Origin of the sequence: Cobetia crustatorum (assembly GCF_000591415.1) — a bacterium.
GTDB lineage: Bacteria > Pseudomonadota > Gammaproteobacteria > Pseudomonadales > Halomonadaceae > Cobetia > Cobetia crustatorum.
On record NZ_JEMF01000049.1, the window covers coordinates 15553 to 31462 of the forward strand.

Consider the following 15910-nt stretch of genomic DNA (forward strand, 5'->3'; position numbering starts at 1 on the left):
AGGCCCAAGGCTCCACATCGTCTTGGGCGCGGAGTCACGACAGGCCACACCTGGAAAGGCTGGAAGGGTCAGGAAGCCTTTACTGAGCTCTGTCGGCCTCAGGTTGGAGACAGACACAGAAGACTGGACCTGGGGGAGGAACTTATATGAGCAGGTATCGTGCTACTGGATCACAAGGCAGTGCCGAGCCCGGTTCAGGTGGCAAGGTCATGCGTAACAAGCTCGATCTCACCGATCAAGAGAGTCTTGATGAAGCCGAGACTGAACAGCTACTGAAACTATACGAAGTAGTGTTCGAGTCTTTGCCAGAGAACCAGCCACTCAACACTGCGCTACTAAAACACTGGCATCATCGCTGGCTTGGGAATATCTATGACTGGGCGGGCGAAGAGCGTCAGGTCAATCTGGAAAAAGACGGCTTTCCCTTCGCCGCAGCAGGACAGCTGCCCAAGCTATTGAGTAAGCTGGATCAGGAATGGCTGAGTAAACTGACACCCTGCAACGAAATGAATCGAGAGGAGGCGATACACGCCATCGCTCAAATTCATGTCGAGCTGATCTTGATACATCCATTCAGAGAGGGGAATGGCCGTATCGCTCGACTATTGTCAGATGCCATGGCCTATCAAGCGGGGCTGGGACTGTTGAATTACGATGACTGGAATCAGAACAAGGAGGCCTATATCCAGGCCATCCATGCCGGTGTCGTTTGTGACTATGAACCAATGGTTGAGCGAGTCAGGCAAGCGGTAGAGACTTGAAACGGGACTTGCCAGAACGCAGCTTCATCTCGATAGCTTGACTAGGCTTGCCTGTTTCTACGGCTGTAGATGTGGAAACGGCCTTCAGCAATGCGCTACTGCTCACTCTACGGCGTTTCTTGAGTACTGTAGAAGTCGTCATGTGAACCCTCCATTGAGTTACGAGTCATTTTACGCCTTCTCGCGATAATCTGCACCCAAGCTGCTCCGCTACGAACATTTTCTCACCACCCACCTGATTCTGGAGCCAAGGAATGGCAGGCCCTGAGTACACCGACGTAGAAAAGCCCTTCATTGATCAACTGGTAGGCCAAGGCTGGGAATATCTGGAGGGCTCAGTCAGCGACCCTGCCGTGACGAGCCGCGACAGCTTTTCTCAGGTAGTGATGGAGCCGTTGCTGAAGGATCAACTCGGCAAGATCAACCTGCATGATGGCAAGCGTTGGCTGGATGAGACACGCCTGAACCAGGCAGTCTCTGCCATCACCCGAATCCCCTCCAGCAAGCTGCTGGAAGCCAACAAACAGGCTACCCAGCTATTGCTCAACGGCCTGACGGTAGAGGGGGTAGAAGGCTGGGATGGCGGTCGGGGTCAGGTTATTCGCTTCATCGACTGGGATGAACCTGCCAACAACACCTTCACGGTGGTCAATCAGTTCAAGGTGAAGAGCCCTCCCGGCCATGACTCGGGTAAAGGTCACGTGATCCCTGACCTTGTGCTGTTCGTTAATGGCATCCCGCTGGTGGTAGTGGAGTGCAAGAGTCGCACAGTGCCCGAAGGCATAAGCCACGCAGTGGACCAGCTGCGGCGCTATCATGACCAACGCATTCTGGATAACGACACCGAAGAACACGAAGGTGCCCCAGCCCTGTTCGCGACCAATCAGTTCCTGGTGGCCAGCAACTTCGATGATGCACGAGTCGGCTCCATCGGCGCTCGCTTCTCTCATTACCTGAGCTGGAAGACTGTCGCCCCGCTGCGTGAGGCAGATGTTGTCACTGACCTTGGGGTGACGCACCTATCGGCCCAGCAGCGTCTGATCGCCGGGATGCTCACTCCGGCCAATTTGTTGGATATCGTGCGTCACTACACGCTATTCATGAATGCTGGCGGGCAAGAGATAAAGCTGGTGTGTCGCTACCAGCAGTACCGTGGCATGACGCGCGCGTTCAAGCGGCTCAAGTATGGCAAGACACGCCGTGAAGACGGGGAGTCTGACCGCCGTGGTGGAATTGTCTGGCACACCCAGGGTAGTGGCAAAAGCCTTTCGATGGTGTTCTTGATGCGCAAGATTCGCACCGACCCTGCCCTGCGTCGCTTCAAGGTGGTAGTCATTACCGATCGTAAGGACCTGCAAGAGCAGCTGTCGGCAACGGCCGAGCTCACTGGGGAGACGGTCACCAAGGCAGGCAAAACATCGCAACTCAAGAAGCTATTGGCACGCGAAGGTCCTGGCTTGGTCTTCGGCACCATACAGAAATACCGTGACCCCGATAGCGATGATGAGCCTACGCAAGGCGCCTACGCCCAAGTCGCGCAAGATCAGCCTGATGACCAACGTCTGGTTGCCGAGCCAGCAGTTGTTAGCAGTGTCGGCAGTCCGCGCAAGCCAACCCTCAGTGCGCCCTTCGAGTTACTCAATACCAGTGAAGACATCCTGATCATGGTGGATGAAGCCCACCGCACCCAGGCGGGGGATCTTCACGCTAACATGATGCGCGCCCTGCCCAATGCGGCTCGTATCGGCTTCACTGGCACACCGATCATCATGGGTGACAAGAAACGCACCCATGACATTTTCGGTGAGTACATAGACCGCTACACCATCAAGGAAGCAGAAGAGGATGGCGCGACGGTCCCGATACTCTACGAGGGACGCACTGCCAAGGGCGCCATCAAGGAAGGGGCAAGCCTGGACGGCCTGTTCGAGGACCTCTTCCGCGATCACACCAAGGAAGAACTTGAGGCTATCAAGAAGAAGTACGCCACCAAGGGCCAGATTTTTGAAGCACCTCAATTAGTGCAGGAAAAGGCGCAGGACATCCTTCGCCATTACGTCACGAACATCCTGCCCAATGGATACAAGGCTCAGTTGGTGTCTTATAGCCGCCGGGCCGCCTTGCGCTACTTCGATGCTCTTGAACAGGCCAAGCAGGACCTCCTGAAAGAGGCTATGTCACTGTCAGCGGAAGACAAGCAGCTCGACGACACCCAGCTACTCACCCGGCCGCCCAAGGTCAAGGCCGCGATACAGGCGTGGCGTTATCGCAAGGTACTGGAGGAGCTGGAGTTCGCCGTGGTCTTCAGCAGCGGAAACAATGATGACGCTGCTTGGGCCAAGTGGAGCGACCGGGCTGCTGTGGAGAGCCACATCAAACGGTTCAAGAAGCCTCTGCCGCCAAATGATGCCACGCCTGCCGACCCTACCAAGCACGATTCACTGGCCTTCCTGATCGTCAAAAGTATGCTGCTGACTGGATTTGACGCCCCCATCGAAGGGGTGATGTACCTGGATCGCTCTCTACGTGAGGCCGAACTGCTGCAAGCCATCGCACGCGTCAATCGTACTGGTCATGGCAAGTCACACGGCATCGTGGTGGACTATTTTGGCGTTGCCAATCACCTCAAGGAAGCCTTGGCTGCTTATAGCGAGGAAGATATCGAGGGCGCTCTGCAAAGCCTCAAGGATGAGATCCCGTTGCTGCGTGATCGCCACTTGCGTGTTGTTGACGTGCTGCGCGCACAAGGGGTGGATGACCTGGATGACACCGAGGAAGCCGTACAGGTGCTGGGCGATGAGCGTGTGCGCGCCGAGTTCATGGTCAAGCTCAAGGAGTTCAATCGCGGCCTGGATGACGTACTACCCCGCCCTGAAGGCCTGGAATTCGTCAATGATGCCAAGCGTCTCGCCTATATTCATGCCATCGCCCGCAACCGCTACAAGGATACTCCTGAGCTCGGGAAGGATATCGGCAACAAGGTACGCAAGTTGATCGATGACTACGTGATATCTCTGGGCATCGACCCGCGTATCCCTCCTGTACAGCTGACTGACGCGAGCTTCGATGATCATATCGATCACCAGGCGAGTGATCGAGCCAAGGCATCAGAGATGGAGCACGCGGTGCGCTCCCACGTCAGCAAACACCTCGAGGAAGATCCTGTAAAATACGGTCGCCTCAGTGAACGCCTTGAAGAGCTGCTCGGTCAGCTTGATGGACAGTGGGCAGACCAGGTGGAAGCCTTCAAGAGTCTGATCCAGCAACTGCGAGACGGCGCCAGCCTTGATGACGAGGCCATACCCGATATGCCGGACCACGCCGAGCCCTTCTGGCGAGAACTGGTAGCCACCTGCGACCTAGACCCGACAAGCCTGAACTCCACCACGGCACAGAGGCTGCTCGAGACTACGGAAGAAGTCGTGGCCATCATTCAGCCCGAGATTGCTATTCCTGATTTCTGGAAGCCATCCCATATCCCGGACCAGGAACGCCTGAAGCAAGGTCTGTTCAGTTTGCTGATAATGGGCAGTTTGGTGCCGACCGATCAAGCGGAGGCTACCGCTGAGCGTCTCTTTGACTTGGCACGCAGCAACCATCATAAGCTGGTAAACGCATGACACGCTTGACCATAGAAGACCTTTCTTTTGAGGTGCGCGAAAGCTCTCGCCGGAAGACGCTGGCTATCACGGTGGAACGCGATGGCGAGCTCGTCATCGTAGCCCCTACCGGCACTGATACGGAATTGGTACGTGAGTTTGTGGGAGAGAAGCGTCTCTGGATCTACCAGAAACTGGCACAGAAAGCAGAGAAGCGTCGTAGCCTGCCCCAGAAGGAGTACGTCAACGGGGAAGGTTTTCTTTACCTGGGACGTAGCTATCGCCTCCGACGGGTGCCGCCGACCGCCTCAAGCGCGCCTCTGAAACTGGCCGCCGGACGCTTCCTGCTTCGTGAAGACGCGCTACCTGATGCACGTGAGCACTTCATCCACTGGTACACCAGCCGAGCACAGGACTGGCTGACTAAGAAGGTGAGAGAACACGCGCAACGGATGGGGGTGTCGCCCGCAGGCGTGAAGGTTCAGGACCTCGGTTATCGCTGGGGGTCCTGCGGTAAGGGCAACCGTGTGTACTTCCATTGGAAGACCATACTGCTGCCACGCCATATCGCAGAGTATGTGGTCGTGCACGAGCTAGTTCATCTGTACGAACCACATCACACGCCTGCCTTCTGGCGCCGCCTGGAAAGAGCCATGCCGGACTATGAACAGCGCAAGAGCTGGCTCGCCCGGCATGGCATCGAGGTGGAAGGGATATAGGCCTTACAACAAGGTGCGGGCCTATCTGTTCGGGTGGCCATTGTGCACTCATCAACCATCTTGAATGGCCACAGAACCTGCTACCGGCTGGTAACTTAGTAAGGTCTCCATTTTTTGAAGTCCAACATCTCTGAAAAATGCCCTGACCACTTCATTTTTTGGAGCCTTATCCAAGGCCAAACCACACAATTCCGGACCACCACTCCAATTTTTGACGCTATCGACTCCAAAAACTGAAGGCGGTAATGCTCGAAATCATGCCTTCCACTTCCTCGGCGGCATGGTGGTATCCACTACATCAAGCTTGCCACCACAAGGGTCTATCGGCTGCCAAGTGATGGCATATAGGGCACAGCGGGATGCTTCACGTCCTTTGAATGCCTCTCGAGACTTCAGCACCAGATTACGCTCCTGCAGCTCGCGGAGTGCCTTGCAAAGTGTCCCGGCCGCCATACCTCCCCACGCCTTCATTGTCGTATGTGTAGCGGAAAGGTCGCCATTGTTCCTCCCGTTATACTGAGCCGCCAAAGCGATGAGAACTTTGTGGCCGGACGAAGTAAGCAAGCGAAAATCTTCATGCTCCATGACCACTTTTGGCAAAGCCAGGTAACCACCCGGCCAGCTGGAGATGGCCTTGTGCTTCCTTTTGGCCATCGCATTACCGCTCGCTCATCAGGTGATAGCGCTTGATCTTTTCACCTGGTTTGGAAGGATGGGGATGCTCTCTTGTCTGAATCTCTATCCCCGAACGCCGCAGATCCCTGACTGATGCTGGCGGATGTGCAATGCTCAGCTCACTAACCAACTCGATATTGCTCATAGGCCGCAGACGTAGTGACGATAATACTTTGCCAGCCTGGCTGTGCGGAGAGATATCACGAGACGACCCACTCATTGCGCCACCTCCTGCTGAGCTTCCCATTGCTGAATATCGGAAAACTTCCAGCGAGTGCAGCCAAAGCCGAACCGCGTAGGCTTCGGAAAGTCTCCAGGCACACGCGCCCATCGCCAGATGGTGGCAGTGTGAACATCGTAGCGGTTAGCAAGCTGCTTGACTGACAACCAGGTGGATACTTGCTGAACACCTACCTGGCTGGCCTGCATAGAGCGATCATGAGAGTAATTCGCCATGGTGTATTGCCTTGCGTTGTGGATTCACAGGCAGCATGACGTGGCAGTGAGTCCACAAGTTCCAAATGGGATGACTTGAGTACCATTTGGGATATGAGCTAGGCGACTGAACTCAAGCTTTTTCCGTTTCTCTGTCTTCACGAATCGAACTGATGTCTGAAATCATATTCGCCACTGTTTCATTCTTTAGATAAAGACCATGCTTGTTCATAACAAATAGCAAGGCATTAGCTGCAGAATAAGGCTCCCGCGGGATGTCACCTTTCAAAGATTCCTGCGCGAGTGCTTCAATGACGGTCAGATATGATCTTCGACTTCTAGGATGCACATTCTCTTTAGTGGGAAGAGAGGAAAGCCTTTTATTCTCTTCTTTCAATTTCTTTATTTCTTCTTTTTGAGCAAGCCACGCTTCTTTAGCCTTCTCAACTCTAGCTTCAGTAGCCTCAATTTTCGACTGTAAGGCAGATAGTCATCAATGTTAATCGAATGATGGACTCCTCGCTCAATCTCATCGAATAAGAATTCTGGCTTTTGCCCAGGATAGTATTTCAGCATCCACTCTTTTAAGTCGTGATGACGCACCGTTCTACGATAGGGGGCCACGTGCTCACCACTAGTGACAGCTTTCCCATCACGCCCATAAGCGAGATCATCGTTATTGATGGCATCTTCGATTGCCAAGCAATTCACTCGCAAGCAAGGCCATTGAGGGAATAATTTAACATCAGGTATAGCTTCACCGCCTACCGCTTCTAATATCTCCACTTCATGAGCAACCAAACCACACCACCTTATCGCTATTTCGATGAGACGATAATATGGCTTTTGAAGACTATTACAGCTATAAGGATCATACCCTGCCATTATGCCCTCCTTGGCACCTTCTCCCCTAATCACTCACAAATCGACAACCCCACAACCAACGAAGCCATAAATATTTTACTAAGCTTTCGCTAGCGCTTTATCAAAAACATAACTGCTCAATTACGCACCAAGAAATCTGCCCACTGCTTCATGACCCCAGCGCGTTTGGTCAGCAAATCGCCGCGTCGATAGGCAGCTTCTGTCTGGTTTCCGATAGCGTGGGCTAACACGGATTCGGCAACATCGTGTGCTGTGGCTGTCCTCTCCGACATCCAGTCGCGCAGTGTGGATCGGAAGCCGTGCGGTACCACTACCCGCCCGTCAGTGGGGTCCACGAATCCCTGGCCGCCATCCTTCAAACTTGTTTCGTGCATCCGCTTGATGAGGTCGCCCATTGATCTGGCAGCCAACGCCTTGCCATTGCCACGACTGAAGACCAACCCCTCCTGTGCCGGGTTGAGTGTCTTGAGCACTTCCACAGCAGCAGGAGAAAGCGGTATACGGTGTTCTTTACGCCGCTTCATTCTGCCCGCCGGTATGACCCAGAGAGCCTCAGTCAGGTCAATCTCTTCCCATCTAGCCCCCAAAACATCACCTGAACGACTCCCGGTAAGAATCAGCAAGGTCAGTGCCTTGGCAGTTACGTCTTCTCGCTGAGTCAGGCTCTGCCAGAATACAGGCGCCGTATCGATCGGCAACGCTGGGAGATGCTCCACCTTCTTTATCTTGGCCGGCGCTGGTAACACAGCATCGAGATTGCCTTTCCAGGCAGCAGGGTTGGGCCCAGTACGATGACCATGAGCCGTTGCCCAAGAAAGAACAGACTCTATGCGCTGACGCACCCTGGCGGCGGTAGTGGGCTTGGCTTGCCATATCGGCTCAAGACATTGGACGACGTGTGCCAGCTCGATATCTGCTACGGACATCGTGCCAAGTGAAGGGATAACATAACTCTCAAGCGAAGATTCCCACTGACGGGCGTGCTTGATGTTACTGGCCTCCGCCTGCTTGATCTGAATCACCGCCTTGGCAGCGCGGGCGAAGGTAAGGCGACGCCTCTCTTCTGCCTGACGGGCTTGCTTGGCCGCCTTGCGTTCAGTTATTGGATCTATACCCTCGGCCAGCTTGTCGCGAATGGACCGAGCTTTCTCGCGGGCTGCAGCCAGGGTAGTGCTGGGAAAAGAGCCCAAGCCAACATCACGATAGACCGCGAAGGAATTTCCGGCAGCAGAAACCCGCCTCTCCCCAGTGGGGAAGCGCAATATCCAAGAACGACCGCCATTATCAGTAACACGCAGAAACAGACCATCGACCCCGCCCACCGCGTGGCGACCAGGAGAAATAAGGCGTCTGACTTGAAGAGCTGAGAGCTCAGGAGCTTTTCTCGGCATGATCTAGTCCCAATACCCGTCCCAATATGGAGGTGTCATTGGATGCTAGTTGATGCAACGAGGTGCTACAAGAAGGGAGAGCTAAGTACTTGATTGGAATGGTGCCGGTGGTCGGACTCGAACCGACACGCCTATTAAGCGGCGGATTTTGAATCCGCTGCGTCTACCAATTCCGCCACACCGGCAACGGGTCGAAATTATACGGAATATTGCACCAAGGTCAATGATTTTTAGTGCTAGATCAGCGGCCTGCAAGATATCGCCATATTGCCCCCTTTTTGGACGACATGATGAAGTCCACGAGCAGGGCTTCGCGTCAGGCGTGGCATTCGCTATCATGGGCGACCTTTTTTCACCTGCCCTGTTAAGAGCCTCATGAATCGCTCCACAGGAGCAGGAGTACTATCTTCCCTTATTTGCATGTACGCATGCAGCGATGCGCCTTGTGTGCGTCGTTCTATCAGAGCTTCACGTTGGCCATGTCACGTATCGATTCTGGTGATGCCTCGAGCGTTGCCACCCCAGCTATCGCTCGTCCGCTCATGCGTAGCGATTACGACTTCAGTCTCCCAGACGAGCTGATTGCCCGCTATCCGTCCGAGCAACGTAGCAACTGTCGCCTGTTGCATCTGGATGGCAAGAGCGGTGATATCGCGCACCGTCGCTTCCCGGAGTTGATAGAGCTGCTGGAACCCGGTGATGTCGTGGTATTCAACGACACCCGCGTCATTCCGGCACGTCTGCATGGCCACAAGGCGTCTGGCGGCAAGATCGAGATGCTGCTGGAACGTCCGCTGGATGCACAGCGTGGGCTGGCGCATATTCGCTCGAGCAAGTCTCCGAAACCAGGTACCGAGCTCATCTTTGAAGGCGGCATCACCGCCGTCGTCGAAGGTCGTCAGGATGCATTGTTCGAGCTGCGTTTCCACGGCGAAACGCCGATGATCGAGCTACTCAATCAGCATGGCCATATGCCACTCCCGCCTTATATCACCCGTGACGATGAGCTGTCGGATCGCGAACGCTATCAGACAGTCTATGCCAAGCGCGACGGGGCGGTTGCAGCCCCGACGGCTGGACTGCATTTTGACGAGCCAATGATGGCCGCGATGGCCAACAAGGGTATCGAGACTACCTTTGTCACGCTGCATGTGGGTGCCGGCACCTTCCAGCCAGTGCGTGTCGACAGCATCCTCGAACACCACATGCACAGCGAATGGATCGACGTCGGCCAGGACACCTGCGACAAGATTGCCAGAGCCCGCGCCAACGGACACCGTGTCATGGCGGTCGGAACCACTAGCGTGCGCTGCCTGGAAAGCGCTGCAAAGGCGCACGGTGGAACACTGGCCCCCTACTCCGGTGATACCGACATCTTCATCTATCCGGGTTATGAGTGGCAGGTAGTCGATCGACTGATCACCAACTTCCACCTTCCCGAATCAACGCTGCTGATGCTGGTCTCGGCCTTTGCTGGTTACGAAAACACCATAGCCGCCTACCAGGCTGCCGTGGAAGAACGCTATCAGTTCTTCAGCTATGGCGATGCCATGCTGCTCGAACGCGTCTAATTCTGGCAAAACGAATTCCAGCAACTCCCTGCGATTGATCAGGGGCACGACAACAGCCCAGCCCCACGTCATGAGCAGTTAACGCGACGTGCGCTACCCTACTGACACACCAGCTGCGGCCTGTTTCGCCGCCAAGCGAAGAGAGAATCATGCGTAAAGAATGCTTCATGAGTTTCGAAAAGCTCGCCACCGATGGCCGTGCACGTCGCGGCCGCATGACCTTCCCACGTGGCACCGTAGAGACTCCGGCGTTCATGCCGGTTGGCACCTACGGCACCGTCAAGGGCATGACGCCGGAGTCCATCAAGGAAATCGGCGCCGAGATGATTCTCGGCAACACCTTCCACCTGTGGCTACGCCCAGGCACGGAAGTCATCGAAGCCCATGGCGACCTGCATGACTTCGCGCAGTGGGACAAGCCGATTCTGACCGATTCCGGCGGTTTCCAGGTCTTCTCGCTGGGCAAGACGCGCAAGATCACCGAGCAAGGCGTGCACTTCCGCTCACCGGTCGATGGCTCCAAGGTCTTCATGGGCCCGGAAGAGTCCATGGCCGTTCAACGCTCGCTCGGCTCCGACATCGTGATGATCTTCGATGAGTGCACGCCCTACCCGGCGACTCATGACGAAGCTCGCAAGTCGATGGAGATGTCGCTGCGCTGGGCTCAGCGCTCCTACGATGCACACGGCGACTCACCGTCAGCCCTATTCGGCATCATTCAGGGCGGTATGTATCCGGACCTGCGTGAGCAGTCACTGGAAGGCCTGAAGAAGATCGACTTCGACGGCTACGCCATCGGCGGTCTGTCAGTGGGCGAGCCAAAAGAAGAGATGATCAAGGCTCTCGATTACCTGCCCGAGTGGATGCCGGAAGACAAGCCACGTTACCTGATGGGCGTCGGCAAGCCGGAAGATCTCGTTGAAGGCGTGCGTCGTGGCGTCGACATGTTCGACTGCGTGATGCCGACCCGCAACGCGCGCAACGGCCACCTGTTTACACCGACCGGCACAGTCAAGATTCGCAACGCCGTCCACAAGCGTGATACGTCACCGCTGGACCCAGAGTGTGATTGCTATACCTGCACCAATTTCTCACGCGGTTATCTGCATCACCTTGATCGTTGTGGAGAAATGCTCGGCTCAATGCTCAACACTATCCACAATCTGCGCTACTACCAGACCGTCATGGCTGGTTTGCGCGGTGCAATTGAAGCGGGTACATTGCAGGACTTCGTGGAACAGTTTTATGCCGCGCGCGGCCTGCCAGTGCCGCCGCTGGCCGACTGATCGGTTTACGGCCGGAGGGTTCGCCATCCGGCTCGGACTCGTCTCGCGCTCCCCATTGCATTCGTCAGACTGCATGCATCAGGAAAGAACGGGCACGAGTCGGCGGTTCATGAAACCGTCAGTTGAAAGCTGTCAGTTAAAAATCAGGCTCATCGCACAACAACAGTTCACCCGTAACCTCTGGAGATACACATGCTGGAATTTCTCATTCCTGCCGCACACGCTGAAGCTGAGGCCGGCATTGCCGGTGGCGGCGCTATCGGTCAGATTGTCATGCTGGTCGGTTTCGTGGTCATTTTCTACTTCCTGCTGTGGCGCCCGCAGTCCAAGCGCGCCAAGGAACACAAGAACCTGATCGGCAACCTGGCCAAGGGTGACGAGATCGTCATCGGCGGCGGCCTGGTCGGGCGCATCACCAAGGTCAACGAACAGTTCCTCACCATGGAGCTGAACGAAGGCAACGAAGTCAACGTGCAGAAATCTGCCGTGGCCGCAGTACTTCCGAAGGGCACCATCAAGTCCATCTGATCCCCTCCTGCTGCCGGCCCCTGTGCCGGCAGCATGCTTTTTCTCTCCCGCTCCACCAAGGACAGGGCTGCCATGCTCAACCGCTATCCGCTTTGGAAGTACCTGGTCATCTGCCTGGTACTTGCCGTCGGCGTGATCTACGCATTGCCGAACCTTTACCCCGAAGACCCGGCCGTGCAGATCAGTGCCGCCAGCGGCGCCGAGGCCGTCGACCAGCAAGATCTCGATCGTGCCATCAGCGCACTGGAAAACGCAGGCATTACGCCCAAGTCCCAAGAACTCAACGGCTCCACCGGCCTGATTCGCCTCACCAGCAACGACCAGCAACTGCGTGCCAAAGAGCTCGTCAGTGATACGCTCGGCGACAACATCATCGTCGCGTTGAACCTGGCCGATGCAACGCCCGCATGGCTCTCAAGCCTTGGCGCTTCACCGATGAAGCTGGGTCTTGATCTGCGAGGAGGGGTCCACTTCCAGCTGGAAGTCGACATGGACGCCGCCGTCAAGCAACGCCTGGAAGTCAACGCCAGCGCGATCAAGGAAATTCTACGCGAGGAGCGTATCCGCTACCGCGGCAGCGAAGTCAACGACGGTACGTTAAGCCTGACCTTCTCCGATGGCGACGACCTCTCAAAGTCCCGCTCACTGATCTCACGGGACTTCCAGGATTTCGAGTTTGATGAGCGTGATGTCGAACGCGGCTCCGTGCTCGACCTCAAGCTGACGGCGACCGCCGTCAAGCAGATTCAGGATTATGCGGTCAATCAAAACCTGACCACGATCCGTAACCGCGTCAATGAGCTAGGCGTCTCCGAGCCACTGGTTCAGCGCCAGGGGCCGAACCGCATCGTAGTTGAGCTGCCAGGCGTGCAGGACACTGCCGCTGCCAAGCGCGTATTGGGCGCCACAGCCAATCTCGAGTTCCGGCTCGAGGCGACCAACGACACCCCGGCCAGTGAAATGGAAAGCTTTGCCTTCCGCAGCCAGCCAGGTCGTACCGCCAACATCATGAAAGACGTGATCATCAGCGGTGACAGCGTGTCCAGTGCCAGCACCAGCTTTGATGAAAGTGGCCGCCCGCAGGTCAACATCAACCTGGATGGCACCGGCGGCTCGATCATGAACCGCGTGACGCGCGCTGCGATCGGTCGCAACATGGCGGTGCTGTTCATTGAGCACAAGACACGCACCCGCACGACGATGGAAGACGGTGAAAAGGTCGAAAAGCGCATTCCGTACACCGAGAAAGGGCTGATCAGCCTGGCGACGATACAGAGTGCATTGGGTAACCGCTTCCGCATCACCGGCCTCGACTCTCCAACAGAAGCCAAGGAGCTATCGCTGCTGCTGCGTTCCGGCTCGCTGGCTGCGCCGATTTACTTCGTGCAAGAACGCACGATCGGCCCAAGCCTGGGAGCGGAAAATATCGCAAGCGGCATTCTGTCCGTTGAGCTAGGCCTGCTGCTGGTCGTGCTGTTCATGCTGGCGCGTTACAAGGCCTTCGGCATAGTCGCCAACGTTGCACTGACCGCGAACCTGGCGATCTTGATTGCCGCAATGTCGATGCTGGGTGCAACGCTGACCCTACCGGGTATCGCAGGTATCGTGCTGACCCTCGGTATGGCAGTAGATGCGAATGTGTTGATCTTCGAACGTATCCGCGAGGAAATGCGCACGAAGATGCCGCTCCATCAGGCTATCCATACCGGCTTCGAGCGTGCATTCACCTCTATCGTCGATGCGAACATCACCACCCTGCTGGTCGCGGTGATCCTGTTCTCCATCGGTAGCGGGCCGGTCAAAGGCTTCGCGGTGACGCTGTCCATCGGCATTCTGACGTCGATGTTCACGGCGATCATGATGTCGCGCGGCATCATCAATCTTGCCATTGGCGGCAAGACACTCAAGAAACTCTGGATCTGAGGGGCCATCGTGATGCGACAGTTTGACTTCATGAGCAAGCGGCGCGCGGCCTTCATCGTCTCCATCGTGTTGACGATCGTGGCCATTGGCGCCCTTGTGATTCACGGCCTGAACCTGGGTCTCGACTTTACCGGCGGCACCTTGGTAGAAGTGAAATATCAGGTTGCACCGGCCCTTGAAAGCATCCGCCAGACGCTGGATGCCGCTGGCTACAAGGATGTCTCGGTGCAAACCTTCGGGGCAAGCAACGAGATTCTGGTACGCCTGCAACAGAGCTTCGAAGCCGGCATCGGCAACGATATCGTCGCCCAGCTTCAAGGGACCGGCGATCAGGTCAGCCTGGTACGTGCAGAGTTCGTCGGCGCACAGGTTGGCGATCAGCTACGCGACCAATCTGGCCTTGGCATGCTGCTCGCACTGGCGGTAGTGATGGTCTATGTGGCCTTCCGCTTCCAGTACAAGTTCGCACTCGGCGCACTGATCTCACTGGGTCACGATGTCGTGATTCTCCTGGGTATCTTTGCCCTGTTCGGGTTCGACTTTGACCTGACCGTACTGGCTGCAGTACTGGCCGTGATTGGTTACTCGTTGAACGACACCATCATCGTCTACGACCGCATTCGCGAGAACATTCGTAAATCGCGGACTGACGATATGCCGGCGATCTTCAACGACGCGATCAATGCCACGCTGTCACGTACGCTCTCCACCTCCGGCACCACGTTGCTGGTGCTGTTGGCACTGTTCTTCCTCGGCGGTGACATGATCCACAACTTCGCTATCGCGCTGATCATCGGCGTTGTCGCAGGCACCTTCTCTTCCATCTATGTGGCGGCAGCATTGCTACTGGTGGTGGGCCTGAAGCGTGTGGACCTGATTCCGCCACCCAAGGAGCAGTTTGAAGACGGCGCGCCCTGAGCACTTGAATCGGCTGCACTGCACTTCATTGCGCTATCGTCCCAGGCATCTCTGGCGGCGGTAGCGCAAATGCCAGACACAAAAAAACCCACCTCGATGAGGTGGGTTTTTTTGTTCTCTTGATTCATCCTCACATGCATATTGCACATGCAGAGGACTCGTCAGAGTTTCGAGTCAGCCTTACAGGTGCGGCTGCATGGTCTGTGCCAGCGCTTTGTACAGGCGAGCACCAGCAGCCATCAATGCGCCTTCGACAACCACCACGGGCGTGCCATCGGCACTGCCGGCCAATGCACCACATTCCTTCAGGAACAGACTGGCGATCTCACTATCACCCGATTCCAGGCCCAGCACGTAGACAGCATCAACACGACCAGCCGCCAGTTCGAGCACGTCGAGCAATGCACAGCCACTGGTGCGTAGCGTGTTCAGCTGCGGGCCAACCTGCTGGATGATAGAGAGATAAGTCGTCAGGTAGCGCGAGCGCTGCCAGTCTTCCGGCAGGCCCATCGCCAGACGTGCGCCGTCGATGGACGTGGCATTGGTCACACGGATACGGTGACCGGAGTGCTGAGCACCGCGACCACGGCTGACGATGAATTCCTCGTCAGTAAAGGGCGCAATGACCACGGCGTGTTCGGCACGCCCCTTGAACAGACAAACCACTGACAGGGCGAAACCTGAAGCGGCAGATGCCAGATTGGAATAACCATGCACCGGCTCAACACGCCAGTGGTAGTCAGAGCCTTGGCCTTCACCATCGCGATGGTCGGTATAACGGCCAGAAAGACCGTGCTGCGGATAGCCGCGCTCCAGCTGGCGCACGATGTGCGCTTCAGCGCGACGTGCAGTGTCTTCGATGAAGGTATCGAGATCTTTGTCGTTACGAGCGACTTCGATACGTTCACGAGCACGGACGAACTGCTCTGCGGCGCCGCGTGCAGCACGTAGCGCAAATTGGACCATCGGATGCATGATCAAAGCCTTGACGAGTCGGGAGCTGTTAAAGAACGGTGCATGACGCAATGCGGAACACAAGCAATGCGAAGCACAAGTCGTGCGCAACTGGAAGAGTAAGCACGTTGCAAAGCGCGGTGCGTAGTGCAATTTACGCAACGCGCTATATAGCGCAACATGCGACGACAGCGAGTGCCAATCGGATGGTGCGGTATAGCAGGACGGCGTAGTCTAGCAGAAGGTGTACATGGCTGCCATCGCC

At 56.2% G+C, this 15910-nt stretch carries 16 protein-coding genes and 1 tRNA gene; 8 read left to right on the top strand and 9 right to left on the bottom strand.

What is annotated here, in order from left to right; translation table 11 throughout:
• Window positions 1-146 precede the first annotated feature (146 nt).
• Window positions 147-761: a Fic/DOC family protein gene (locus tag BF12_RS0111225; RefSeq protein WP_024952362.1), complete on the top strand. Its 615-nt coding sequence runs from the start codon at window positions 147-149 to the stop codon at window positions 759-761.
• Here the strand turns inward: BF12_RS0111225 and BF12_RS22040 are convergent.
• The gene (locus BF12_RS22040; protein ID WP_156941170.1) at window positions 739-903 is read right to left on the bottom strand and encodes a hypothetical protein; all 165 of its coding nucleotides are present in this window, start codon (window positions 901-903) and stop codon (window positions 739-741) included. The genes BF12_RS0111225 and BF12_RS22040 overlap by 23 nt on opposite strands.
• A gap of 112 nt (window positions 904-1015) precedes the next feature.
• On the opposite strand from BF12_RS22040, the gene BF12_RS0111230 reads away from it, so the two are divergent.
• Window positions 1016-4381 carry a type I restriction endonuclease subunit R gene (locus BF12_RS0111230; RefSeq protein ID WP_024952363.1) on the top strand — a complete coding sequence of 1122 codons (3366 nt, stop codon included), beginning with the start codon at window positions 1016-1018 and terminating at the stop codon, window positions 4379-4381.
• On the top strand, window positions 4378-5079 hold the full coding sequence (locus tag BF12_RS0111235) for a M48 family metallopeptidase (protein WP_024952364.1): 702 nt from the start codon (window positions 4378-4380) through the stop codon (window positions 5077-5079). Before BF12_RS0111230 ends, BF12_RS0111235 begins: the two co-directional genes overlap by 4 nt.
• Before the next feature lie 255 nt (window positions 5080-5334).
• Here BF12_RS0111235 and BF12_RS22425 read toward each other — a convergent pair whose 3' ends face one another.
• From BF12_RS22425 to BF12_RS0111265, 7 genes are all read right to left on the bottom strand, one after another.
• Window positions 5335-5532, bottom strand: coding sequence for a hypothetical protein (locus BF12_RS22425; protein WP_211242442.1), 198 nt, complete (start codon window positions 5530-5532; stop codon window positions 5335-5337).
• Window positions 5533-5737: 205 nt separating this feature from the next.
• Window positions 5738-6085, bottom strand: coding sequence for a helix-turn-helix domain-containing protein (locus BF12_RS23580; protein WP_084488085.1), 348 nt, complete (start codon window positions 6083-6085; stop codon window positions 5738-5740).
• A complete protein-coding gene (locus BF12_RS0111250) occupies window positions 5971-6210 on the bottom strand; it encodes a helix-turn-helix transcriptional regulator (RefSeq protein ID WP_024952367.1) in 240 nt (79 codons plus the stop codon). Before BF12_RS0111250 ends, BF12_RS23580 begins: the two co-directional genes overlap by 115 nt.
• 112 nt (window positions 6211-6322) lie before the next feature.
• Window positions 6323-6586 (bottom strand): hypothetical protein, encoded by a 264-nt coding sequence (locus BF12_RS22045; protein WP_156941171.1) that lies wholly within the window; start codon window positions 6584-6586, stop codon window positions 6323-6325.
• A gap of 5 nt (window positions 6587-6591) precedes the next feature.
• On the bottom strand, window positions 6592-7074 hold the full coding sequence (locus tag BF12_RS19760) for a hypothetical protein (protein ID WP_051510939.1): 483 nt from the start codon (window positions 7072-7074) through the stop codon (window positions 6592-6594).
• 116 nt (window positions 7075-7190) lie between these two features.
• Entirely contained in the window at window positions 7191-8465 is a 1275-nt protein-coding gene (locus tag BF12_RS0111260; RefSeq protein ID WP_024952368.1) for a tyrosine-type recombinase/integrase, read from the bottom strand.
• Window positions 8466-8564: 99 nt separating this feature from the next.
• Window positions 8565-8650 (bottom strand) — tRNA-Leu (locus BF12_RS0111265).
• Between the two features lie 357 nt (window positions 8651-9007).
• On the opposite strand from BF12_RS0111265, the gene queA reads away from it, so the two are divergent.
• From queA to secF, 5 genes are all read left to right on the top strand, one after another.
• Window positions 9008-10036, top strand: a complete 1029-nt coding sequence (gene queA / locus BF12_RS0111270; protein WP_024952369.1) for a tRNA preQ1(34) S-adenosylmethionine ribosyltransferase-isomerase QueA — start codon at window positions 9008-9010, stop codon at window positions 10034-10036.
• 167 nt (window positions 10037-10203) lie between these two features.
• Window positions 10204-11322: a tRNA guanosine(34) transglycosylase Tgt gene (tgt, locus tag BF12_RS0111275; protein WP_439644509.1), complete on the top strand. Its 1119-nt coding sequence runs from the start codon at window positions 10204-10206 to the stop codon at window positions 11320-11322.
• Between the two features lie 192 nt (window positions 11323-11514).
• Window positions 11515-11850: a preprotein translocase subunit YajC gene (yajC, locus tag BF12_RS0111280; protein ID WP_024952371.1), complete on the top strand. Its 336-nt coding sequence runs from the start codon at window positions 11515-11517 to the stop codon at window positions 11848-11850.
• 72 nt (window positions 11851-11922) lie between these two features.
• Window positions 11923-13773, top strand: coding sequence for a protein translocase subunit SecD (secD, locus tag BF12_RS0111285; protein ID WP_024952372.1), 1851 nt, complete (start codon window positions 11923-11925; stop codon window positions 13771-13773).
• Between the two features lie 12 nt (window positions 13774-13785).
• Complete coding sequence (secF, locus tag BF12_RS0111290) at window positions 13786-14691, top strand: protein translocase subunit SecF (RefSeq protein WP_024952373.1); 906 nt, start codon at window positions 13786-13788, stop codon at window positions 14689-14691.
• A 180-nt stretch (window positions 14692-14871) separates the two neighbouring features.
• On the opposite strand, the gene BF12_RS0111295 is transcribed toward secF, so the two are convergent.
• Complete coding sequence (locus tag BF12_RS0111295) at window positions 14872-15666, bottom strand: inositol monophosphatase family protein (protein WP_024952374.1); 795 nt, start codon at window positions 15664-15666, stop codon at window positions 14872-14874.
• Window positions 15667-15910: the final 244 nt, after the last annotated feature.

Excerpts from the sequence above, each read along its gene's own strand:
- tgt (WP_439644509.1), top strand. The coding sequence starts at position 10,204 with ATGAGTTTCGAAAAGCTCGCCACCGATGGCCGTGCACGTCGCGGCCGC.
- BF12_RS22040 (WP_156941170.1), bottom strand. The coding sequence starts at position 903 with ATGACGACTTCTACAGTACTCAAGAAACGCCGTAGAGTGAGCAGTAGC.
- BF12_RS0111250 (WP_024952367.1), bottom strand. The coding sequence starts at position 6,210 with ATGGCGAATTACTCTCATGATCGCTCTATGCAGGCCAGCCAGGTAGGT.
- secF (WP_024952373.1), top strand. The coding sequence starts at position 13,786 with ATGCGACAGTTTGACTTCATGAGCAAGCGGCGCGCGGCCTTCATCGTC.
- BF12_RS19760 (WP_051510939.1), bottom strand. The coding sequence starts at position 7,074 with ATGGCAGGGTATGATCCTTATAGCTGTAATAGTCTTCAAAAGCCATAT.
- BF12_RS23580 (WP_084488085.1), bottom strand. The coding sequence starts at position 6,085 with ATGGGCGCGTGTGCCTGGAGACTTTCCGAAGCCTACGCGGTTCGGCTT.
- secD (WP_024952372.1), top strand. The coding sequence starts at position 11,923 with ATGCTCAACCGCTATCCGCTTTGGAAGTACCTGGTCATCTGCCTGGTA.
- BF12_RS0111235 (WP_024952364.1), top strand. The coding sequence starts at position 4,378 with ATGACACGCTTGACCATAGAAGACCTTTCTTTTGAGGTGCGCGAAAGC.
- queA (WP_024952369.1), top strand. The coding sequence starts at position 9,008 with ATGCGTAGCGATTACGACTTCAGTCTCCCAGACGAGCTGATTGCCCGC.
- BF12_RS0111260 (WP_024952368.1), bottom strand. The coding sequence starts at position 8,465 with ATGCCGAGAAAAGCTCCTGAGCTCTCAGCTCTTCAAGTCAGACGCCTT.
- BF12_RS0111225 (WP_024952362.1), top strand. The coding sequence starts at position 147 with ATGAGCAGGTATCGTGCTACTGGATCACAAGGCAGTGCCGAGCCCGGT.
- BF12_RS22425 (WP_211242442.1), bottom strand. The coding sequence starts at position 5,532 with ATGGCGGCCGGGACACTTTGCAAGGCACTCCGCGAGCTGCAGGAGCGT.
- BF12_RS0111230 (WP_024952363.1), top strand. The coding sequence starts at position 1,016 with ATGGCAGGCCCTGAGTACACCGACGTAGAAAAGCCCTTCATTGATCAA.
- BF12_RS0111295 (WP_024952374.1), bottom strand. The coding sequence starts at position 15,666 with ATGCATCCGATGGTCCAATTTGCGCTACGTGCTGCACGCGGCGCCGCA.
- yajC (WP_024952371.1), top strand. The coding sequence starts at position 11,515 with ATGCTGGAATTTCTCATTCCTGCCGCACACGCTGAAGCTGAGGCCGGC.